The 23,308-nt window shown below is 35.2% G+C and carries 20 protein-coding genes; 17 read left to right on the forward strand and 3 right to left on the reverse strand.

Annotated features, from left to right (window positions below; genetic code table 11):
• Positions 1-47 precede the first annotated feature (47 nt).
• The 3 genes from J8281_RS13890 to J8281_RS13900 are packed head-to-tail and all read left to right on the forward strand — an operon-like array spanning position 48 to position 10,454.
• Positions 48-5,549: a hypothetical protein gene (locus J8281_RS13890; RefSeq protein WP_210198244.1), complete on the forward strand. Its 5,502-nt coding sequence runs from the start codon at positions 48-50 to the stop codon at positions 5,547-5,549.
• 38 nt (positions 5,550-5,587) lie between these two features.
• Complete coding sequence (locus J8281_RS13895) at positions 5,588-10,123, forward strand: RHS repeat domain-containing protein (protein WP_210198245.1); 4,536 nt, start codon at positions 5,588-5,590, stop codon at positions 10,121-10,123.
• Positions 10,116-10,454 carry a hypothetical protein gene (locus J8281_RS13900; RefSeq protein WP_210198246.1) on the forward strand — a complete coding sequence of 113 codons (339 nt, stop codon included), beginning with the start codon at positions 10,116-10,118 and terminating at the stop codon, positions 10,452-10,454. Before J8281_RS13895 ends, J8281_RS13900 begins: the two co-directional genes overlap by 8 nt.
• A 72-nt stretch (positions 10,455-10,526) precedes the next feature.
• Here J8281_RS13900 and J8281_RS13905 read toward each other — a convergent pair whose 3' ends face one another.
• Positions 10,527-11,816 carry an IS4 family transposase gene (locus J8281_RS13905; protein ID WP_210198338.1) on the reverse strand — a complete coding sequence of 430 codons (1,290 nt, stop codon included), beginning with the start codon at positions 11,814-11,816 and terminating at the stop codon, positions 10,527-10,529.
• A gap of 251 nt (positions 11,817-12,067) precedes the next feature.
• Entirely contained in the window at positions 12,068-12,400 is a 333-nt protein-coding gene (locus J8281_RS13910) for a helix-turn-helix domain-containing protein (RefSeq protein WP_210198247.1), read from the reverse strand.
• Positions 12,401-12,638: 238 nt separating this feature from the next.
• Between J8281_RS13910 and J8281_RS13915 the strand changes: the two genes are divergently transcribed.
• The 12 genes from J8281_RS13915 to purD all read left to right on the forward strand — a co-directional run bounded on the left by J8281_RS13915 (position 12,639) and on the right by purD (position 21,150).
• Positions 12,639-13,250, forward strand: a complete 612-nt coding sequence (locus tag J8281_RS13915; protein WP_210198248.1) for a hypothetical protein — start codon at positions 12,639-12,641, stop codon at positions 13,248-13,250.
• A 189-nt stretch (positions 13,251-13,439) separates the two neighbouring features.
• Positions 13,440-14,144 carry a hypothetical protein gene (locus tag J8281_RS13920; protein WP_210198249.1) on the forward strand — a complete coding sequence of 235 codons (705 nt, stop codon included), beginning with the start codon at positions 13,440-13,442 and terminating at the stop codon, positions 14,142-14,144.
• A 39-nt stretch (positions 14,145-14,183) separates the two neighbouring features.
• On the forward strand, positions 14,184-14,372 hold the full coding sequence (locus J8281_RS13925; RefSeq protein ID WP_210198250.1) for a hypothetical protein: 189 nt from the start codon (positions 14,184-14,186) through the stop codon (positions 14,370-14,372).
• A 126-nt stretch (positions 14,373-14,498) separates the two neighbouring features.
• Positions 14,499-15,146, forward strand: a complete 648-nt coding sequence (locus J8281_RS13930; protein WP_210198251.1) for a tyrosine-type recombinase/integrase — start codon at positions 14,499-14,501, stop codon at positions 15,144-15,146.
• The gene (locus tag J8281_RS13935) at positions 15,133-16,014 is read left to right on the forward strand and encodes a tyrosine-type recombinase/integrase (protein WP_210198252.1); all 882 of its coding nucleotides are present in this window, start codon (positions 15,133-15,135) and stop codon (positions 16,012-16,014) included. The genes J8281_RS13930 and J8281_RS13935 overlap by 14 nt, the downstream gene beginning before the upstream one ends.
• 59 nt (positions 16,015-16,073) lie before the next feature.
• On the forward strand, positions 16,074-16,298 hold the full coding sequence (locus tag J8281_RS13940) for a hypothetical protein (RefSeq protein ID WP_210198253.1): 225 nt from the start codon (positions 16,074-16,076) through the stop codon (positions 16,296-16,298).
• On the forward strand, positions 16,292-16,591 hold the full coding sequence (locus J8281_RS13945; RefSeq protein ID WP_210198254.1) for a type II toxin-antitoxin system RelE/ParE family toxin: 300 nt from the start codon (positions 16,292-16,294) through the stop codon (positions 16,589-16,591). Before J8281_RS13940 ends, J8281_RS13945 begins: the two co-directional genes overlap by 7 nt.
• Before the next feature lie 664 nt (positions 16,592-17,255).
• The gene (locus tag J8281_RS13950) at positions 17,256-17,453 is read left to right on the forward strand and encodes a hypothetical protein (protein WP_210198255.1); all 198 of its coding nucleotides are present in this window, start codon (positions 17,256-17,258) and stop codon (positions 17,451-17,453) included.
• Positions 17,454-17,497: 44 nt separating this feature from the next.
• Positions 17,498-18,370, forward strand: coding sequence for an RHS repeat-associated core domain-containing protein (locus tag J8281_RS13955; protein ID WP_210198256.1), 873 nt, complete (start codon positions 17,498-17,500; stop codon positions 18,368-18,370).
• 5 nt (positions 18,371-18,375) lie between these two features.
• Complete coding sequence (locus J8281_RS13960) at positions 18,376-18,708, forward strand: hypothetical protein (RefSeq protein ID WP_210198257.1); 333 nt, start codon at positions 18,376-18,378, stop codon at positions 18,706-18,708.
• 1 nt (position 18,709) lies between these two features.
• Positions 18,710-19,120, forward strand: a complete 411-nt coding sequence (locus tag J8281_RS13965) for a hypothetical protein (RefSeq protein WP_210198258.1) — start codon at positions 18,710-18,712, stop codon at positions 19,118-19,120.
• A 752-nt stretch (positions 19,121-19,872) separates the two neighbouring features.
• Positions 19,873-21,150: a phosphoribosylamine--glycine ligase gene (gene purD / locus J8281_RS13970; protein ID WP_210198259.1), complete on the forward strand. Its 1,278-nt coding sequence runs from the start codon at positions 19,873-19,875 to the stop codon at positions 21,148-21,150.
• Positions 21,151-21,255: 105 nt separating this feature from the next.
• Here the strand turns inward: purD and J8281_RS13975 are convergent, their stop codons facing one another.
• Positions 21,256-21,486: a uracil phosphoribosyltransferase gene (locus J8281_RS13975; protein WP_210198260.1), complete on the reverse strand. Its 231-nt coding sequence runs from the start codon at positions 21,484-21,486 to the stop codon at positions 21,256-21,258.
• Between the two features lie 241 nt (positions 21,487-21,727).
• On the opposite strand from J8281_RS13975, the gene J8281_RS13980 reads away from it, so the two are divergent.
• The gene (locus J8281_RS13980; protein WP_371812617.1) at positions 21,728-22,654 is read left to right on the forward strand and encodes a DUF6427 family protein; all 927 of its coding nucleotides are present in this window, start codon (positions 21,728-21,730) and stop codon (positions 22,652-22,654) included.
• A gap of 40 nt (positions 22,655-22,694) precedes the next feature.
• Positions 22,695-23,303 (forward strand): DUF4254 domain-containing protein, encoded by a 609-nt coding sequence (locus J8281_RS13985; RefSeq protein WP_210198262.1) that lies wholly within the window; start codon positions 22,695-22,697, stop codon positions 23,301-23,303.
• Positions 23,304-23,308: the final 5 nt, after the last annotated feature.

Here is a 23,308-nt window from a genome sequence, read left to right on the forward strand (position 1 = left end):
AGCTTTTCGAAGTGCTGTCAAAGCATATATAACAACAAATACGTTTTATGAAAACAAAAACCAAACCATCACATCGCATAATTGCCATATTTTTTATGCTAACTTTTTTACAAACACTCATTCCTTACAATCAGCTTTGGGCCAATAACAATGGTCCTAATGCACCAGAAGCTGCTTCGTTCGAACCGGTAGATGCAACCGATATGGTTAATTTATTAACTGGGGATTTCTCGTATGTACTACCTCTACTTAATGTCCCTTCTCCCGAAGGCGGATATCCTCTAGCGTTGGCTTATCACGCTGGTATTGCAATGGATCAGGAAGCCTCTTGGGTCGGGTTGGGATGGAATTTAAATCCTGGGGCAATTAACAGGTCTGTGAATGGATTTGCAGATGATTTTTATCTCGAAAAATTTCATGAATTCTTCTATGATAGAGGAGGATCTGCATCATACTATAATCTTTCTGTTGGTTATGGATCCTTAGAATCAGGATTATCAGTTGGTCTAGGTTTTTCTTGGGGTACAAACAGGGCTTTAGGAGGTAGCATAAATTTGGGATTTGGCCCTCCTGGACAACCGTTTGGTAGCAATATTTCTGTAGGAACTGATGGCGCATCAGGCGGTATAGGTTATCAATTCGCTGGAGGATTGTCATTTGGAATAAATGCAAGTACCTCAGGAAATTTAGGAGTAAATACTGGATTTGCTTCAAACGGTGTGGGTATGTCTGTAAGTGCTAATACGAATGGAACTTACGGTGTAGGAATATCAGCTCCTTTAAATAAAAATGATAGTATGGGACTAAATTTTAGTTTTAGTGAAAATGGAGTTGGAATTACGGCGACAAGTATAAGTCGTGATAATGGTAACGTTGTTGGCGGAGGCGGAGTAGGACTACAACTTAATTTTGATAATAGTATTGATCAAGGTGATTATAACATTAAACAATCTGGATATAATATTCCTGTAATTGTACCAACGCCGTATGGAGTATTCTTTGGATCATTTGGTAAACAAAAAATAACATGGTTTTTAAACAAGGCAGAACAAAACTTAATTACTGGACCTTTAAATTTCAATAAAACAATTTCTTCAATCTATAAAATAGAATGTAAAAAAAATGTCTTTGGTAAATTTGGGGCTAGATTATTGGCCTCAGAGACAGCTAGAACATTTAATGAAGCCGAGCAAATAAAACAAAGATTAGATATAGAAAATCAATGTGATAGATGTCGTTGTAGGATTTCAGAAACTGTTGAAGCTTCTATGGATGTAAACGAATTTCCCTTAAACAATGAAAATTACACTTCTGTAGATAAGAATAATGTTATATTCCCAAATGTAGATAATTATAATGTTCAAGCACAAGGTATATCCGGTAACTTGTCGTTGAAACATTATGAAAATGCAAATTTGTTTAGTCTTTCAAAAAAGAATTCTTTGTTTACCTCTTCATTTAATATTAATGGAAAAACTCAACCAACGGCGTCAACAACATTTATATTTAACAGTAGACCAGAGTTCTATTTCGAAAATGAATTTAGTTCATATTTAGCAACACAAATAGCGACCTTTAATACGAAGGTTGATAATTTGAACATTTTAGACTATTACGAAACTTCAAATCCAGATGCTCTGCCAAGAAGAAAAACTGCTAATTATATTGAATACTTTACCCATGGTGAGCTAAGCAATCCAAATGATGAATCGTTATACCTAAGAGGGTTTATCCCACCTGGAAATAATCATAATATATTAAAACCATCTAACAATGCAATTGCTGCTTTTACAGTCACCGCTCCAGACGGTAAAAAATATCACTATTCTATTCCAGTGTATAATAATACATCGGTAACACGAATTATAGGAACGGTCGAGAATAAAGAAGAAAAAGATGCATATTTTGAAAAAATACAAGACAATCCTTATGCTACCCATTGGCTATTAACCGCCATTACAGGGCCAGATTATTTCGATACGAACGGAAATAGAAAAGTTGACGAAAGTGACTATGGGTATTGGGTGGAATTTGATTATGGTAAGTGGTCTGAAGCTTACGGTTGGAAAATGCCATACGGAAAGGATTATATAGAATCTAATAATGATGAAAACGTTAAAACTAGAATAGAAGGTTTCAAAGATATATACTATCTGGATCAAGTGAAAACCAGGACTCATACTGCAATATTTAGTAAATCCCAACGATTTGATGGAACAGGATATGAATGGAAATATAATTCTGTAAACTGGAACGATGCAGGAAGTGCATTTACAGAAAGGTTCAAAATACCATCGCAGCGCTCTTTAAAATTAGATCAGATTATTCTTCTTAAAAATGAAGATGCTCATACATTAAATAAAGGAAATGGTAGTCGTGGAACCATTTCTATAAAATTTCCTTATCCCAATAGCACCGCAAAAAACTATGATTACAATTTGTGGTCTAATGTATTTGACAAAAATGACATATCAAGTGAAATTTTTGATAAAGCAATCAAAGTAATTGATTTCGGATACAGAAATTCTGAAACTTCGCTAGTTCAAAACACACCTAATACGTTATTAAATGGAAGGTTAACCTTAAACAGAGTAACATTTAAAGGTAAGCAAAATAAAGGATGTGTACCTCCCTATCTGTTTGATTATTTTAACGAAACTTCTTTCAATTTAGATAATAAGAATGATTGGGGTTATTCAAATACCAAACCTTGGGACTGGTCTTTAAAATCTATTAAAACTCCTGAAGGAAGCAAAATAAGTATGGTGTATGAATCTGATGATTTTCACAAGCCTGCCTTTCAAACAGGTAGATTATTTTCTAGCCAATTACAATTTACATTTCTAGATGTTCCATCTTCAGGCAGTACTCCAAATATTGCTCCTAAACGTAAAATAAGAATAAAAATTGAGCAGGATCCCTTGGATCCATTAGCAGCTGATATACGCTTTGAAGATCATTTCGATATCACTAAATCATTTTTTATGGATATGTGGTTTTCAGGAGTGCGTAATTATAGAGGTCGAGGATATGCTAGGTTCACGGTAGATATTGAAGAAGAACAAGCAGTTATCACAGAGCTCAATACTGATCAAAATTATATGATTATCGAAGTTTCTGCTTCTAGTCCATATAGAACAGAGGACTTTAGAACCGACGTGAATCCAGTTTCGGCTACAGAAGCAGGAGCTATTAACTTTTTAGGAATCCGTAATTATGGTAAAAATGAAAAAAAACCTCGATATGACTTAGTTTGGCGTGAAGAAAATGCTTCGACTAATAATGGATATTCTTTAATTTTTAAATTAGTTGGAAACAAGCATATATTTGATCAAAAAGAAGGAGATATTCGGGTAAAAGAACTTACGGTGACTGATGGTGCAAGTGAGTACAAAACAAAATATCATTACCAGCAAAATGGATACCATCAAGACCCTTATCACTCACAATATAGGTCATCTGGTGCTTTATCTTATATACCCAATGACAAAAATTTAGCAATTCCTTATGCAGCAGAATTACCCGCTCCTAAGGTTATGTATGAAAAAGTAACTGTTACAAGTACAGATGCAAAAGGAGTCGATCAAGGAAAATCTGTATACACCTTTAATGTTTTCAAAGAAAAAGAAGAAGGAAAAATTAAATTTGGGGAATTTTTTGAAATTGAAACTTTTGAGAAAACATTTTATAATAATAAAGCAAATAAAAATGTAGGTATTAGAAATACTATTATACATGATAATTTAAGTGCTGTTGGACAACTACTTAAACTCGAAATATTTAACAAAAAAGGTCAATTAATTTCGAAAATCAAAAATGAATACTTTGGCAGAGAAAACAGACCTAACAATCAAGGAATCGATCAGCAATCATTTCAAACCTATAAAGAAATTGATTATAACGAAGATGTTTTTATTGACAAATGGTTAGTAGGCTCGTCAACAAGAGTAAATTATTTACCTGCCCTTAAAAGTAAAACAACTACAGCTAAAAATCAGGTTAGAACTACGAGCTTCGATCGATATGACGAAGTTTCTGGAGCAACATTAGAAACCTCCACACATTTAAGTGACCAACAAACTCAGATAAAATCTATCGTGATACCTGCATACACAAAATATAGTGCCTTGAGTTCCAAAGTTGATGATATAAATAATAAAAATATGTTAATACAAAATGCAGCAATATTAACACAAATCAAAGTAAATAACACTTGGAAAGCTATTAATACAAATATTACTACATGGAATAACAACTGGACTTACCGAAAAACAGATGGGTCAACAGAATTAGCTCCTACAGAAAATGCAAGAATCTGGCGTAAGCATAAAACCTATACCTGGAAAAGTGATGTAGATACGGATGGAGCATATTCAGAATATACTGGTGATTTTGACAGTTTTAATTGGCAAATCAACGGAACTCAAACCAATCCCAAATGGATCAATACGTCAACAATTAGCCTTTATGACCATTATTCGATGCCATTAGAAACTATAGATATGAACAACAACAAGGTAGCTACTAAAATGACAGATAAAGATTCTAAAATAGCCATAGTAGCGAACGCAGGGTATACCGAAATGTTCTACTCTAGTGCAGAGTATAAAAATGGAAATTATATAGGAAATGAAATCCAAGGGGCAAACTTCCAAAGTAACGTAATTGCTCATACAGGTAAATTTTCATTAGCTCTAGGTCCAGGAAATGAAGGTTTCAAAATTTCAATGAAGGCTAATGATCAACACCGTGCAGGTCAATATAAAATTTCGATATGGGTTAATACAGCTAATGTTAATGATGCAAGAATTCATATTAATGGTGAGACAAAACCTTTTAATGGTGAAAAAGTATCTGCCGGAAATTGGACTCAATTAAATCATTATGAAGAGCTATCTGCGGGAGATGAAACGATTTACATTACTGCATCTGCTAATACCATATATGCAGACGATTTTAGACTACATCCCATCGAATCTTCAATGACAAGTTATATTTACAATAAATGGGATGAGCTATCTGATATTTTGGGATCCAATAATCTGGCAACGCACTATGAATATGATAACAATGGGAAATTAAAGAAAACCTATAATGAAGTTGTTGATGCGACGAATATTGCCGGAGGATTAAAATTAATCGATCATAGTATATATAGATATAGCAACCCTATTTGTGGAGATTTAGGCGGAGGCTCAGAAGAAAATGAAATATCGTTTAGTATTGGTGTAGCAGTTCCCACTTCAGGACCTACTGGAAAAATAACAGTAACTACATATGGAGGTAGTGGAAATTTCTCTTTTCGCTGGGCAAAAGGTCAAGAAGGAGAAACAGGATATAGCCATTTAACATTTGGTTCTTGGTCCAATCAAGGAACTATTTATTTAGTAGATGAATTGTGTGATGATAAAGGTGTTCCTTTTATGCTAGAAGTTAGAGACAATGTAATAGGTGGAGTAAAATCACGTAGAGGTTTTTATAAACGTATTTGCAACTCAAATGGTGACGGTGGAGTGGATGGTTGCCTGAATTGTGGAGAACAATATTAAATGAATTAATTGATTACTACATTAAAAAAGAAAATATAATGAAAAAGTTTTTAATATTTTGTTTCGTTTTAAATGCTATTTCTCAAGCTTATGCCCAAAGCGAAGATGATGCATTAGACTGTTCTTTCAATGATCAAATTTGGGTAGATAATCGATATTATGATCTTGATAATGATGGTATTGGCGGAGCTCGAATAAGCATGTACGTTTGTAAAAATAAACCTCTTCCCGGAGTAATTAGAGGAGGAGATTGTAATGATAATAATAGAAATATTCGTGGACCGAAAACATGGTATAGAGATAAGGACGGTGATACCTATGGATCATATACGGTAACGGAAACTAGTTGTATCCAACCTGTAGGATATGTTGGAAGAAGTGGTGATTGTAATGATAATGATGAGAATTTGATTTTTGAAGAAAGATATTATATTGATTCAGATGGAGACGGTAAAGGTGCATACGGTTCTACTGCTGTTATGTCTTGCGGAGAACCTTCAGGTAATTATGTAAACAATGCACAAGATTGCGACGATAATAATCGTAATAACTGGCAGAACTCAGTTTGGTATGTAGATACCGATGATGATGGTCTAGGAGAAGGTGCTCCTGTCGTAAGTTCTGTAAGTTATTGCCAACCTCCTAATGACGGAAAAAAGTATGTATCAAATAATAATGACAGATGTCCTGGATTGTATGGTGAAGAAGATGGATGCCCTCCACCTCCCCCGCCAAATCATACTTTAGAAGAGTCAAAAAATACAGTAAAAATTATAGGATACGATATTACCGGAAAAATTATAGCACAAAGTAAATCTTACTTTGACAATTTAGGAAAGCTTGTACAGGTACAAACAAAAGATTTCAAAACTGGCGAAACCTGGGCATCATCAACACTTTATGACAGCCAGGGCAGACAGGCTTTACGAACACTAAGTGCTCCAACAAACAGAGATATCCCATTAGATTTTTTCTATAGGTCTAATTTTATCAGAAAAAATGATGGAAATACATTTTCTGTTGCAGATTTCGAAAACAACCCAGAAGATCCAACAATTGTCGGAAATCAAGAAAATACCTTAGGTTGGTACTATAGCGCGGCTAATACACAAGAACCCTATCAAGACGTTACCCAACGCCCATATAGCAGAACTATCTATAGTGATCTTAATCCTGGGGCAGTGCTTAAAACAATAGGAGGCAATAAAATTAATAACCAATGGAAAAATGGCTATTCCTTCTCTATGCCGGCAGGGCAAGAATTGTCAAAAAATGTAGCTTTTGGTGAAGCTAAATATAACGGGTACAAAGTGATCAAAACCGTAACTCGCGATGTACACGGGGTAGAAAACGTAATATTTACCGATACAGATGGAAAAACCTTGGCTTCAGCGCGCAGTGGTGATGCAGTCGTACGATATGCAACCGTTGAAATCGGTTTACAAGAATTTGTTGATATTCATATCCCAAAAGGAACCAAAGGAATCGAAAAACTTGGGACTGCTTCAAATCAATTGCGTATTTATAATCTAATTACCGAAAAAGTGGTGAATGCAAGTATAAGTAGTCTTAATCCTGGATTTTATAGAATTGTCGTGTTAAGTAATACCCCTAGAGATCGATACAATCCTGAAATCCAACCTATTTACATTAAATATCCAGAAAACTATTATGACTACAGTTTGAATTACTACGACAAAGCCGGACGGTTATTGCGCAGTAAGCAACCCCTAAATCATCTTGAAAGTACTTTTCAGTACAATTCGTTAGGGCAATTAGAAACTACCACTAGCCCAGATGAAGGAAACGCTTGGTTTCATTATAGAAAAGACGGGCAAATTAGATTATCGATAAACAGTCAGCAATTAATCGATAAAAAAATATCGTTTACAGATTATGATAATCGTGCCAGACCAGTAGCGAGTGGCATCATAGTATACCCCGATTTAACACCAGAATTACTTAATGCCTTCCTTTACGATCGCGATGGTATAGACGCAAACGACCCTTTGGCAATCGCTTTATTTGATGAAAGTTTGCAGATTGCACAACTGCTCCAACAAAACCCAGATGTTAGCTTACAAGAAGTGTATCAAACTACATATGATCTTCCTGATTTATCGGGTCTTAAAGCCGCATTTGGAACAGACAATCGTAGCAACAATTATACTACACAATCTTTTGTAGCCGGTAATGTTTCAAAAACTAGTAACAGCAATACAACAACATGGTACAGTTATGACATTTATGGCAGGGTACAATGGATAGTTCAAAATATAGCAGGTTTAGGTGTTAAAACTATTGATTATGAATATAATGCTATATCTGGTCTGATAGATAAAGTAATTTACCAAAAAGATAAACCTGATCAATTTATACATCGTTATACTTATGACCAGGCAGATTACAGTTTAATCAAAGTAGAGACATCTACTGATGATACAAAATACATAGAACATGCGCAGTACGAGTATTACCAGACAGGAGCGCTAAAGCGTATTAATCTGGCAAAAAATTTGCAAGGGATTGATTATGTATATAATCTACAAGGAGCCCTAAAAAGTATCAACCACCCAAGTTTAAAAGGTCAAAATGATCCTAGCGGAGATACAGACGACCTGTTTGGGATGATCATTGATTATCACGAACATGACTATAACCGCCCCTTGCGTAATATTAAAAGCGCCAGTTACGGGACAAATCAATATAACGGAAACATAAAAGGAATACGCTGGAACTCTAGCTACAATCCAGTAGCCGGTAAAGAGCATACCTATCAATATCAGTACAACAGAAACAACTGGTTGCAAAAAGCCGAGTACGGACAGTTTACGGGAGACTATACTAGCTTGCCTGTAATTACAGAAGAACAGTTAGGAAATGCACCACAAGATTACATTACTACTACCGATATTACAAACTCGGGAAGCACTAAAAATTATTTTGCCAACCAGGCGATTACATTAAAGCCCGGTTTTCATGCAAAATCAGGGAGTACAGTATCGGCAAAAATCTCTCAGACGGGACCCATACATGATGTAAACGCAGGAAGTTTTTTAGCAAATAGCAATGGTGATTATAAGGTGAGTAATCTAACCTATGATGCCAATGGTAATATCCAATCCTTGTTTCGTAATAAACATACCGAAAGTGGTAGCAATGCCATGGATCAACTATCGTATGTTTACAAGACAGATAAACCCAATCAATTACTACGAGTAGATGATGCTGCTGGTGATGTACCAGGCGCAAAGGATATAGGTGATCAAAACGGCGATAATTATGAGTATAACCAAATAGGACAATTGATAAAAAACCATGAAGAAAATATTCATTATCTTTATAATGCCAGTGGATTGGTGACCGAAGTACAAAAGGATAATCAACCCCTGGTGAAGTTCTTTTACAACGATAAAGGGTATCGGGTAAAAAAGGAAAGATATAATCCTACCAATGGTAGCTTAATATATACCGAACATTATGTACGAGATGCAGCAGGCAGCGCTTTGGCAATTTATAGAAATGGCCAGTTGATCGAAAATACGATCTACGGCGCAAGTAGATTAGGCGTACGTATAAGTGACGGTACGAATTTATATCAGCTAACCGATCATTTGGGTAATGTACGTGCTGTAGTGGGTAGAACAGCCTATGGCGAAGCCATAGGATTAAATAGTGCTACAGACTACTATCCCTTTGGGATGCCCATGCCTAATAGGAAAACCATAGGAGAACCCTACAGGTACGGGTACCAAGGTCAGGAAGTTGATCCAGAAACCAGGAAAGAAGCGTTTGAGCTTAGATTATGGGATAGTCGTATAGGGCGATGGTTGACTACGGATCCTTACGGGGAGTTTTCTTCTCCTTATTTAGGAATGGGAAATAATCCTGTAGTTAATATTGATCCGGATGGGGGCTGTGTATCTTGTATAAACCAGGGAACTTTAGTTTCAATTGCATCTACAGCCCAAACACAATTAAATACTGTTAATTTAGGAGTACTTGAAAGGCCTTTTTCTTTTAGTGATTTATGGAATAATGATATAACTAGGGGAATTACAGGGGATGCTATCTCTTTTGGTGGTGGATATGCTGCTAATATATTCTTAGGTGCCGATGTCAATGCCGAATTTACTTGGATTTTAAGAGGTAAAGATGCAAGTTTTAAGCCTAATGTAACCATTGGTCCAGCCATTACTGTTGGAGATGGGGGCGAAGTTACAGCTTCAGCTTTTCTCTCTAAAAAGTTTTATAATGGATCAGTTGATCAAATTAATGTAAGAGATTTAGGTGGTTACTCAACCTTTGTTGAAGGCGGTCTAGCTTTAGGGTTAGGAGCTTTTGCAGGTGCTGATGCAAGTTTAAATGATAAACTTCAACCAACTTGGGTTAGTATTTATGGAGGTGTTTCAGGTGGAGCAGAAGCGAGTCCTCTTACGGGGGCTAATATTAAAGCTGGAGTTAGGCACAATACAATGCTATTTCATAATAATGGAAATCTATACATTAATAATCCTGTAGAGCCTAGTAAAAATTTAATAATTGATACAAATTTTAACGCTACTTATGAATAAGAAGTATTTAAAAATATTGGTATTTATTGTCTTTTTTGTTGGGATTTTCTTTTTAATTAAAAGAAGCAAGAATTTAGCTCTAAATGATAGCATGAATGGAATTATTGAGAATGTTTCTATTTATGGGGGGAAAGGGGATGTCAAAGTTCATTTTACTAGAGGAGAACCTGTAATACTAAGTCTTTACAAAGTTAAAAAAGAAGATAATGTTGAAGTTGGTGATTCTTTGTTTAAGAGAATAGGTGAGTTAGTTTTATATCACTATAAGAAGGATACTTCTGATAAGTTTTTTCTTTATAAAACATACAGATATTCTTCTTTTTTTGATTAGATATTAGCGTAAAAAAATTTTAATAGCAACCTCTGCTGGCGCGAGCACAATGTCATTAAGTTAAGGTATTTATTATAATACATCTTTTTGATTTTTAGGGACTTTAGGTTTAATCCTGGATCGATATTTTCCTGAAGTTCGTTTAAAAGACCTATTGGGTCTTATGGGTATTTGATGCTCAAGGAATAGTTTTTTGATTTGCTCTACTGTATTTTGCATAGAGTTTTCGGATAAAAAGATTTCTAATATTCTATTTTTTAATAGTCCATATGATAAGTTAGTATTAATTTTATAGTTATACTTTCTTTCTTGGTTTTGTATGGTAATTTCATCTTCTATCTCGCCAACGATCAAAGTTTGGATATTACTAATGAACAAAGCGGTATAAAAATCCTGAAGGATACTTTGATTAGAATATCCTGAAAAATGCTCTACTTTCAATTTATTTTTTAACTCATCATAAAATGTTTCAACACCCCATCTTTTTCTGTAGAGTTCTTTGAAGATTGTATTGGGATATGCTTTAGCATTTAGTAAAGAAGTCATCAAAATTTCAACTTGTCCCTTAGAAAGCTCTACTTGAATAAGCCGCAATTTTATAGGAGTATCTTTTCGGTAGGTTTTATCGGATAGCTTAGTATTCTTACCTGGGAAAATCTCGACAATTTCCGATCTCTTTTTACTTTTCTCAAAATCGATCGTTAACTGACTAAAACTAACTTTGACCCGCATTAAGTAATCTAAATCCCGGGTAACATGCTGATGTATAAAATCGTAGGAAGGATAGCCCCTGTCATAAATTAGCAAATCCCCTTTTTGACAAAACGATAGATGGGACAAAGCTAATTCCCTCTCGCCTTGTTTTAAAGGAGCTAATCTACCATCCAAAGCATAGTTGTTTTCCATATCATAAAGCATCGAACATCTGGCTTGGACAATACTGGTTGTTGACTGGTTTTTGGTCTCCCCGTATAAGCCCTTCAATTCCTCTGTGATAGGTAGGGTAATTCTAGAACCATCGACAGCTAGCAACCTAAAACCCTTCCATTTCTTAATAGCTACATCGTTATCTGTATAAAATTCGCTTACCAAAGTTTGAGAAAGATGTTTGAATACCTCTGGTTTAATCTTCATTCGGGCTTGAACAAAGGCACTTTTGGTAAACTTCTTTGATGGACTAAATTTTAGAAAACTCCAGAAATTTTCAATCTCCAACGATAAGCTTTTTCTTAAAAGGTTCATCATAAACAACAAGATATAAGAAAACTGTTGTTTTCGAATCCTTGTAAAGCATGTTTTTGAAACTCTAAATTCATTTTTTAACGATTCGCTCAGTAGCTCTGTTTTGACCTTCTCGAAAATAAAAACAGCAGTTTTTTTTCAAGGTAATAAAAATTGATTAATACAGTAATGTACAAAAAAAATGAGTTTTCACATCTATAAGTATTTTAAAATCAAACAAATAAACCCTTAACTTAATGACATTGGGCGCGAGCAAAACTAAGTAACGGCTAGCGCGATGCTTTTGGCTCGTGCCGTCAAAGCTTGGCAGGTAACGGTAAAAATAGTAAAACAACCACGATCTATTTTATTGATAGGTTGTGGTTTTGCTTTTAAGAAGCATACGCTTTTTTAGCATTAAAATCACGAATAAGGGCATCTATGGTAATATAAATATGTTCTTTTTCTTTTTGAGATAGCTTAGAGACGTGTTCTATTCTTTTAAGGAGTTCTGTATCGAGTTCTAAATCAGTACTACCTACTAAATAATCCAACGATACTTTTAAAGCATTGGCAATTTTGGTAGCCATCTCGATGGTTGGTTTTACTTCGTTACGTTCATATCTACCGTACGCATCGCCATTGATATTGATAAGTTTGCCAATATCAGCCTGTGATAATTTTTTTCTTTTACGTACCAAACCTAAACGCTCACCAAAAGTCATAAATGTATGTTTTAATACAGTATTTTATATTAAAGCACAAATATAGAAACAAAATGTGTAGTATAAAATTGCGTTTTGTTTATTTGGTTCATTAAGATATTATAGTTTTGCTACAGATATGTAGGCAAAAAATATTCTTATGCAATAGCAAACCGATAATACAGATCAATTAACTTACACAAACGACATCCTACAACTTACGGTTTTAGGTGGTATCAAACTAGAAGGGTTAGACAGAATGCGTACTACCCTAAAAGTACAGTTACAAGAAAGTAGCCGCCCACCTGTAAGACACAACTTAGATTTATACAACGATACGCAATTAGAGAAGTTTATAAGAAAATGTGCAGAGCGATTAGAAATCGGTACTAGTGTACTAGCAGGATGTTTTGCAGAACTCACCGAAGAACTAGAAAAATATAGGTTACAGGAAATCAAAAGCAAAGAAGAAAACCTAAAACTAAAATTTAAGAAACTCAATCTAGTAGAAATCGAAGAAGCGGAAACCTTCCTAAAATCCAAAGATTTACTACAAAAAACCAATGATTTAATCGGTAAAAGTGGTGTAATCGGAGAAGAAACCAACCGATTATTAATGTATCTAATTTTTACATCAAGAAAAAGAGAACAACCCTTACACGTTGTAAGTTTAGGAAGTTCAGGAACAGGAAAGACCCATTTACAAGAAAAGGTTGGTGAACTCATACCAGAAGAAGAACGGGTAAGCATTACTACGCTATCAGAAAATGCTTTTTATTATTTTGGCAAACAAGAACTCAAACACAAAGTCATCTTAATCGAAGATTTAGACGGCGCAGAAAATGCACTCTACCCGTTACGAGAACTATAAACTAAAAAGAGAATCGTAAAAACCATTGCCAGTAAAAATCATAAAGGCGAAACGCAAACAAAATACCTAGTCGTAGAAGGTCCTGTTTGTGTTGCAGGTTGTACCACCAAAGAACATATTTATGAAGATAATGCCAATCGTAGTTTTTTAATCTACCTTGATGAAAGCAACATACAGGATGAAAAAATAATGGGGTATCAACGTCAATTATCTGCTGGTGAGATCAATACTTACGAACAAAAAGAAATACAAGAATTTTTACAGAATACACAAAGGGTTTTAAAACCAATAACGATACGAAACCCTTTTGCTAATAAACTCAACCTTCCACAATCCGTATTTAAACCTAGAAGAACCAATAACCATTATTTACAATTTATAGAAGCAGTTACCTTCTACTATCAATACCAAAGAGAGCAACAAACAGACAAGGACACAGGAGAAATTTATATAGAAACCACATTAGAGGATATTGAAAATGCAAATATGCTTTTAAAAGAAGTTTTACTACGTAAAAGTGACGAGTTAACAGGGAGTTGTAGAAATTACTTGGAAAATCTTAAATCTTACTTACAAACCAAAAAGAAAAAACTGTTTACGGCATTAGAAATCCGTAAGCAATTACGATTGCCCAAAACCACACAATGGCGATATCATAAACAATTAGAAGATAGTTATTTGATTAAAAAAGTAAAGCGTAAAGAAAAGCAGACCAATCAGTACGAGATCACTAATGAAAAGGAATACAAAGAACTAGAATCACAAATACAAACGGTTTTAGATGACTGTCTGAATACTATCAAATCGTCCGTTGCGACCCGCAACCGTTCCAGTATTCCAAAGCGTTCCAAATCTAAAACGGAACGGTTAAACAAAACAAAAACAGCCAATTAGACTAACTGTTCCTGTGTTCCTTCAAAAGATATAAGCGCGATGCGAAAATTACTCTTAAAAAACGAAAGTTATCAATATCTAGAAGCCTCTTTTAAAGAATGGCTTGATATCTTGGGTTATGCAGAAAGCACAGTTTACAATTTACCCAATCATATACGAGAACTATTTTACTTTTTAGAACAACAAAACATTAACAATATCACCCAATTAGACAATCAAATCATCTAAGAATATTACAACCATCTAAAATTACGGAGTAATGACCGAAAAGGAGGAGCATTAAGTAATGGCAGTTTAAACAAACACTTGCAAGCACTCTATAAATTTACGGATTACTTACGCCAAAGTGGTCGAATGATATTACCAATACTGAACATTGATTGGGAGGAAGATGATACAGGAGCCATCGAAACCCTAACCATACAAGAAATACAACAACTTTACAAAGCGACACGAGCATATCCAAGAAATGTAAAACACACCAAACCCGAATACTTTTTTGAAGCGATAGCCCTTCGTGATTGCGCGATACTGACTATTTTTTACGGTTGTGGATTACGCAGAAATGAAGGGTATCACCTGCGAGTAGATGACATTAATTTTGATCGACAAATACTTCACGTCAGAAAAGGAAAAGCAGGTAAAGAACGGTTTGTACCGCTCAATAAAACAAACCTCAAATACCTAGAAGAATACGTATACGATGGTAGACCAATATTACTTAGAGATAAACGAGAAAGTGCTTTTTTTATCAATGAACGAGGAAACCGATTAGGAGCGCAATCTATTGCCATACGGTTAACAATATTACACCAAAGAACTGATGATATTACCCTGCAAGAAAAAAATGTACGCCTGCACGTACTACGGCATAGTATTGCTACGCATCTGCTCGCCAATGGAATGCCTTTAGAAAATATCAGTAGGTTTTTAGGACATACCTCTTTAGAATCCACCCAGATATACACTCACTTAATTGCTCAACAAGATGGAAACTTTTAAAAATTACTTGTTATCCGAAGGGTTCAGCTCCAAAACCACTCAAACCCATCAAAAGCAACTATTAGCATTTATCACCTGGACAGATGCAGAGCAGATAGATCCAGAGCAAGCTACTTACAGAGAGTTATTAGGCTATATCCAATATGTACGGAACAAAAATGTAAGCAGCCGTGCCGTACAATCCTATATCAACAGCCTAAACCATTATTACAAATGGGTCGTAAAACGACAGTTAAGAAGGGATAACCCAACCCCTAATATTGATATCAAAGGTATCAAACGCAGAAACCTATATCATATCCTCAGCAAGCAAGAACTCGAAAAACTATATTACGATTACAAAGAATTATCAAGTCAAAGCCCATCTGAAAAACGCAATGAAATTATTGTGAGTTTATTGGTATATCAAGGCTTAACTACTACAGAACTCAAAAAACTGACCCTCCAAGATATAAAATTACGGGAAGGCAACATTTACATCGCAGCTACCAGAAGGAGTAACGAAAGAACCTTAAAACTGGAATCCCACCAGATATTGGATATTATGGAATACACCTTGCATGTGAGGCAGGCAATTTTATCAGAAACCCAAAAGAAAACGGATCTATTTTTAGTGAGTACAGGGAATAGTTTACAACTAGGTAATGTCCTTCAAAAACTGATGCAACAATTACGCAAACAAAGTAGAAAAATAGAGAGCCTTAAACAAATCCGGACTTCGGTCATTACCCATTGGCTCAAAAACTACAATCTACGGGAAACCCAATATATGGCAGGACACCGTTTTGTAAGTTCTACAGAAGCATATCTAATCAATGATTTAGAAGATTTACAAGGCGATATTAATAAATACCATCCGATAGGATAAAGAATGATATGTTAAACTTAAAATAGAGTATATTTGTTATGAACGTAAAAATGAATATTATGGGAGCGATAGATTTAAGGCAGAGCGTTTTAGACTATGTGAAAAATGCGGACAACCGTTTTTTAAGGTTGGTACAGGCTTTAGCAGAAAGTTACGAGGAAGAAGATCTTCAGCGTGATACTATTGAGCAGTACAATAAAGAAATTGATGAAGCCAATGCAAGGATCGACGCAGGAGAATTTTATACCCAAGAAGAAGTGGAAAAGATTGCCCGCCAATGGTAAAAAAGAAAGTTGTATGGGATAGCGAAGCCTTATCCCAATTACAGGAATGTTATGAATACATAAAAGAACGGTCTATAACTTCAGCACAGAAAGTAAGAAAAGTGATCTTGGAAGAAGTAAAAGAGTTACCGAACCACCCTGAAAGCCATAAATTGGATAGGTTTAAAATAGAAAATGACGGTAATTATCGCGCTTTTGAAAAGTATAGTTACAGGGTTAGTTATCGGATAAAGGCAGAAGAAATACGAATATTAAGAGTAAGGCATACCAGTAGAAGCCCTCTTAAACATTGAAGTAAGATATTATCTCGGATCGAAAGGTTTGGGATTTTTTTATAGGAGAAAAAGCCAAGTGACTCTTCCGCAGGTGCGGGATCGGATTTTAGTAGTACCGGTTTGTTCCACTGCGTTACACCGCACCGGTTGGCTGTCAAAGGTGTTCCTTCGTCACTCGTTCACAGCTTCGTCGGTTGCTGGCGCACCGTCGATACTTCCTCAACTTCGGTCGTCAGTATCGACTACTGATCTTCGCGTGACTCCTTCCTCCATCACCCGCAGCTACTTTTTTGCTTAAAAACGATAAGGAACGCTATTGCTATGATAAAAATTAAGCAAAACCGCTGCCTCATTGGCTCCGCCGCCCCATCGCAGCCTAGCCGATTATTTATGTTGAAGTTACTATTTTGATAAATAGGAACACATAAAAATCGTCTGGCACACAAAACCGTTACACACTTCAGCTTTAATCTAAATGTTTTTACTCGAAACGGAAAACTATTTTAAAAGATAACGGAATGCGTTGGCAAATGCGGATGAGTTCCGTTAGCTTTTAAAATACTAGTCTTAATGGCAATTGAATGACCCCACAATGCTTGGGAAACGTTCTACGGCACAATTATATCCGTATAATATTGTAATATCTTCCGTAAAAACAGCTCGTTAGAAGTCAAAATCTTCAATGTTAGTAGTTAAGTGCGCGCCTATTTTACATGGTTGTATTATGGGGCGCGGAGTACCCATAATGCCCAATTATGTAAAGCTAGGTTGGGCGATGCGGCTGGCATTACAAAAACGAAATTTTACTATATTTACCGAAGCTGAAAGGCTGGACGTTCTTTTAAAAAAGTGGGAGGGAAGCAGTAGGCAAATAGACTAACCGATCAAAAAAATACATTTGATTAGTTTTCCGGCGGGATGCCCATGCCTAACCGAAAAACTATTAGGGAACCCTACAGGTATGGGTACCAAGGGCAAGAAGTTGACGATGAAACTGGAAAACCTGCCTTCGAACTTCGTTTATACGACCCTCGTATTAACCGTTGGTTAACTCCTGATCCTTATGGGGAATATCACAGTCCATACTTATCTATGGGAAATAACTGGATAAGTAATGTTGATCCCGATGGAGGTTGTGTATCTTGCTTACCTTCCTTTGAAACGCTTCAATCTATAGGGGATGCTGCTTTTTTTAGTTCTACAGGTTTTTTCAATAGTGGTACTCTGTTAGATGAAGTTGCTATTACTGATGGTTTTTATTTAGGAAATCATATAGCACCTGCGATATCAGAGCTTAGTGGATGGGATAATTTTACTGCTACCATAGAAGCTAATATTAATATAAATGATTATCGAAGAGTAACATACAATGATAACTGGTATTGGGTAGATCCATATGGTAGAGCCGTTACAAATGGAATGGCTTCTCCAACAACAGGAATTGCACCATCACCAAGTAGCGGAGCAGGAAGTGCTAAAACAATTTATACAACAATAAAACAGGGGACTAAAGCTTGGAAAGAAGCTGTCAAATCTATAAGAGACTTAAAAAAAGCTAATTTTAGAGTAGCAACTGTGCAAGAAGCAAAAGCTTTACTAAAAGAATCTTTTGGTAATATGAATAGAGTTCATCGTTACAAAAAGTTACCCTCTGGAAGTCCTCAGGCAGCAAAAAGATATGAAGTTCATAATTTAGATAAAATTAATAGTGCGAGAGAAATTAGTGTTGGTAATGATCTAAATCATATCAAATACATAAATGGAAAACAAAGTGGGCATATATACTTTGGAAATTAAGTCTTATGAGTATTGGAGTTTTATTAGATGATTTAAATTTTACTGAATTTAAGTTCCGACTTTTCAAAAAGTTTGGGCAAAATACAGGGGGAAACCCAATGTTTATAAATTCTACATTAGAAGATAAAGACAGTTTTATTGAAAGTAAAGAGTTTTTTAACTTACCAGAAATATATGCATTACATTGTATATATGACCAAGAGTTTATTTATAGGTTGACTTCTTTGGAGGAGAAAAAGTTTTTTTTCACTAAAGACATTAAAGAAACAGAATCTATAAACCTTTTTGATAAAGATTTGAATTGGGTATTAACAATTTTTGATCAAAATATGATTTAACATGATGGAATCAATATCAGGATTATTAAATATTCCAACCTTTAAAACTGATAGATTAGAAGGCAAAGAATATGGGCAAGTCAAAATGAATTTTATAAAAAATTATGGAACATTGTCCAATTATAATGTTCCATGGAAGCAATTAAGATTAAAAAAAATAAATTTCAATCAATTAGAGGAACAAATATTCGAATTTACAAATCAAGTTTACATTTTGATTGATTCATCAAAGACCCCTATTTATGAATTCCCTAAAAGTAAATTGAAGGAAATTTTTAATGATAATTCACAACCTTACGATGTGGATATTTATGTTTATGATAAATCATTTGGTAAATGCTTAATATACAAAGGGTTATTTGATAAGCAACTTTATATAACATCCCCTGCTGGCGCAGGCAAATCTAAGTAACCCCGCTAACGTGAGCGCAATATCATTAAGTTTAGAACTAATTCATTGCTATACAATATAATGCATATGTTATAAAATGATTTGTTCTTACTTATAGTATCTGGAATGACAAAAAACATTGAAAAACAAAAAGGTGGCTTTGTCATTCCGGCGTAGGCCGGAATCCAGAATAAGGTTAAATTCAATTCTTAAAAACATTCAAATTAATGAAAATCAAACTATTAACCCCCCCCCTTAACTTAACGACATTGAACTTGCGCCAGCCGTAGGAGGGCTGTTATTTTATACAAAAATGCCACCAGAACCCACCAAATCAACGCTACGATGATTAAGTATATCTCAGCTATTATAGTATCTTAATAAAAAATCTCTCGTTAAATCAAAAGTTTTTCCAAAAAACTAGTAGCATTACCAAAACGAATCCACTATTTTTGATGCCGTAAAACTAGAAGAAGCCTAAATCTTGAAATGGTTTTTTTTAGGCTATAATGTATATTTTTAGACCTATATGAACATTCGTTCTTTCGAAAGATGGAAGTCAGAAGTCTCCCTTTGAAGGGAGATTTAGAGGGATGTTTAGTTTCTTTTTATTGGCACCGCCAAAGGGTATAATACCCCGAGGCTCGCCTCGAAATTGAAAAATTGTTTACAACAAATGCCTCATGGGCCTGCCCTGAGGTAGTTTACTACTACAAATAGCCTTTAAAGGAAGTCAGGATGAAGGTGTACAAAAGACTATAAAATCAACACACATGAATATCCTAATACTCGGATCCGGAGGCAGAGAACACACCTTTGCCTACAAAATTGCACAAAGTGACCTTTGCGATCAACTATTTGTAGCTCCCGGTAACGCGGGTACAGCTGCTATAGCGACCAATGTGTCTGTGGCAGTTACAGATTTTGCAGAGATCAAAGCATTAGTACGTAAAGAGAATATTGAAATGCTGGTAGTAGGTCCCGAAGATCCTTTGGTACAAGGCATAAGCGATTATTTTCAAGAAGATGCCGAGCTTAAGGATATCGTAGTTATCGGTCCTTCAAAAAGAGGGGCCTTGCTAGAAGGCAGTAAAGAACGTGCTAAAGAATTTATGGCTATACATCATATTCCAACAGCAGCCTATCAAAGTTTTACTGAAGAAAGTTTGGTAGCCGGAAAAGCATTTATAGAAACTTTAGCACCACCCTATGTATTGAAAGCAGATGGTCTAGCTGCTGGTAAAGGTGTATTGATCTTACAGGATCTTGAAGAAGCCAAAACCGAGCTCGAAAATATGCTCACCAATAAAAAATTTGGTGCGGCCAGCGAAAAAGTAGTGATCGAAGAGTTTCTCGATGGGATCGAACTGAGTGTTTTCGTACTTACCGACGGTAAAAACTATGTAACTTTACCTACAGCCAAAGATTACAAACGTATAGGTGAAGGCGATACGGGGCTTAATACCGGGGGTATGGGTGCTATCTCCCCTGTACCATTTGCCGATGCGGCGTTTATGAGCAAAATCGAAGAGCAAATCATAAAACCAACCGTAGACGGCTTGGCCAAAGAAAATATCGATTATAAAGGCTTTATTTTTATTGGTCTAATCAAAGTAGGTAATGACCCAAAAGTAATCGAATACAATGTACGTATGGGTGATCCCGAAACTGAGGCAGTATTACCAAGAGTAAAGAATGACCTGGTATCCTTATTTCAGCATGTAGGTAATCAAACATTAGATCAGGTTAAGCTAGAAATTGATAAGCGCAGTGCAACTACAGTAATGACTGTATCAGGAGGATATCCCGAAGCCTACGAAAAAGGAAAAGAAATCACAGGTATCGAATCGATCGAGGATTCTATTGTTTTTCATGCCGGAACAAAATTTGAAGGTGATAAAGTTGTTACCAATGGAGGTAGAGTAATAGCAATTACATCACTTGATGATAATTTTAAAAAGGCGCTTCAAAAATCCTATCAAAATATCAAAAAACTACATTTTGATACTATGTGTTATAGAAAAGATATAGGGTTTGATTTAGCCCCCTAACCCCAAAGGGGGAATTATTAAATTTGTACTATACTCAAAAGTCCTTATATCTGCGAGCAGATATAAGGACTTTTGAGTTATTCCCCCTTTGGGAGTTAAGGGACTTTACTTCAAAAATGAATGTGCAGTAGGATCCCTGTTTTCTTCATTATTATCATTAAATGTCTTTAATTGCTTCATCCAATATAAAAAGGCTACAAAACCAATAAGCATAAATAACCAATTCACGATGTTGGCTGCGGTCCAGTCATCCAATTCAAGAGTGCGCAGCGTATCAAACGGTGCAAATAAGACATCGACAAAAAGAGATTCAATTGCTTCAAAAAAATCTTTCATAATTCAAAAATGTGCTTTTATTAAAACTTTATAAACCCAAAAAAATGTTCCTTAGGTTATGTATTAAAAATAGTACGACTCAAAATTGTTTTAAAACACTCGAGACTGTTGCATTTTCAACCCTCATTACGAAATTCTAATACATAATCCGGGTTAAACTTTTATACATTAGTTCTTTACTAAATCAAAACAATATTCTAATATTGCTAATACGTTAAATGCAAAAATATAAAAAATAGTAGTGTTAACAAGCTTTTTTAGCAAATCAAAACCCATTACATATATAGTTATAGCACTATATATTCTTGTGTTGTATGGTACGACCTGTATTAAATCCGGTATAGATACACGAATAACATCCATTTTATTGTATTTGCTAGATGTTTTTTTAGTGATTGGCTCTGTATTTATTCTTCAGTTTATCGTGCAAAAAAATGATCTTACAATCAAAGGGGCATATACCATCTTTTTGTATGCCTGTCTGGTATGTACATTGCCTAATGCATTTATAAATAATACCAGCTTCTTACTTTTATCTCATTTTTTGGTGGTATTGGGTTTTCAAAACCTAGTGTATTTACGAGACGGAAAACAACTAAAGTCAAAACTTTTTAACGCTTCTATATGCATAGCATTAGCTTCGTTGGCGTATTTCTGGAGCATCGGATTTATGTTTTTGATTTTTATAGCTGTTGCCATTTTTGCACCTCAAAACTATAGAAATTGGATTATTCCTTTGTTAGGAGTTATAATGATATATGTATTTGCCAATTGTTTTACATTGCTCGTGTATGATATATTTTTTCCAATTTCGCGGTATATCGATACAGTATCTTTTACATTTGAGCCGTATCTATCTGGGGATGAGCTAGTCTCAGTCGGAGTTATAGGTTTGTGCACTATCTTTTTTGGTCTCCTATTTTTGTTTAAGTTTAGTCGTAAATCTGCAAATCAAAAACCTGTATTGCGACTCATTGTTGCCTATCTAATCATTGCGATGGGTATTGCAGCGATTGCACCACAAAAAAATACATCAGAGTTGTTTTTTATGGCTACCCCATTGGCTATTATCGGCTCAACCTATCTCGAGATGCAATACCATAAGTTTGCCAAAGAAATCAATATTTGGGTTTTCTTATTGATTCCGGTGGTGATACTATGGTTTTAGGGACAAAAATAATACCTTTACACTTTAAAAAATAGCATACATGTTTACAGAGACCGCAAATTCGATTTTTAAAGAGGTCATAGACACATATCACATTGCCGATAGTGTAGATCAGGAATTTTCTAATCCTTATGATAGCAAATCCCAGGCTATAGAACACCTCTTGTATCGTAAATGTTGGATCGACACAGTACAGTGGCATTATGAAGATATTATTCGCGACCCTCAGATCGAACCGGTTGCCGCACTGCGACTTAAAAGACAAATCGATGCATCAAATCAGGATCGAACCGACATGGTAGAATATATCGATAGTTATTTTTTAGAAAAATATAAAGAGGTAACGCCCAAACCAGATGCAACAATCAATACCGAAAGCCCGGCATGGGGGATAGACCGTTTGTCTATTTTAGCACTAAAAGTGTATCATATGCATGAAGAAACGATACGTCAAGATGCTAGTGATGCCCATAAAACGGCTTGCCAAAACAAACTAAATGTGCTGTTAGAGCAGCAAGTAGATCTTTCTACAGCTATCGATACATTGTTAAACGACATTGAAAACGGAGATAAGTATATGAAGGTATACAAGCAGATGAAAATGTACAATGACGATGAATTGAATCCGGTTTTGAGAGGAGAAAAGTAATTAGG

Source organism: Aquimarina sp. U1-2, assembly GCF_017897595.1.
Taxonomy (GTDB): Bacteria; Bacteroidota; Bacteroidia; order Flavobacteriales; family Flavobacteriaceae; genus Aquimarina.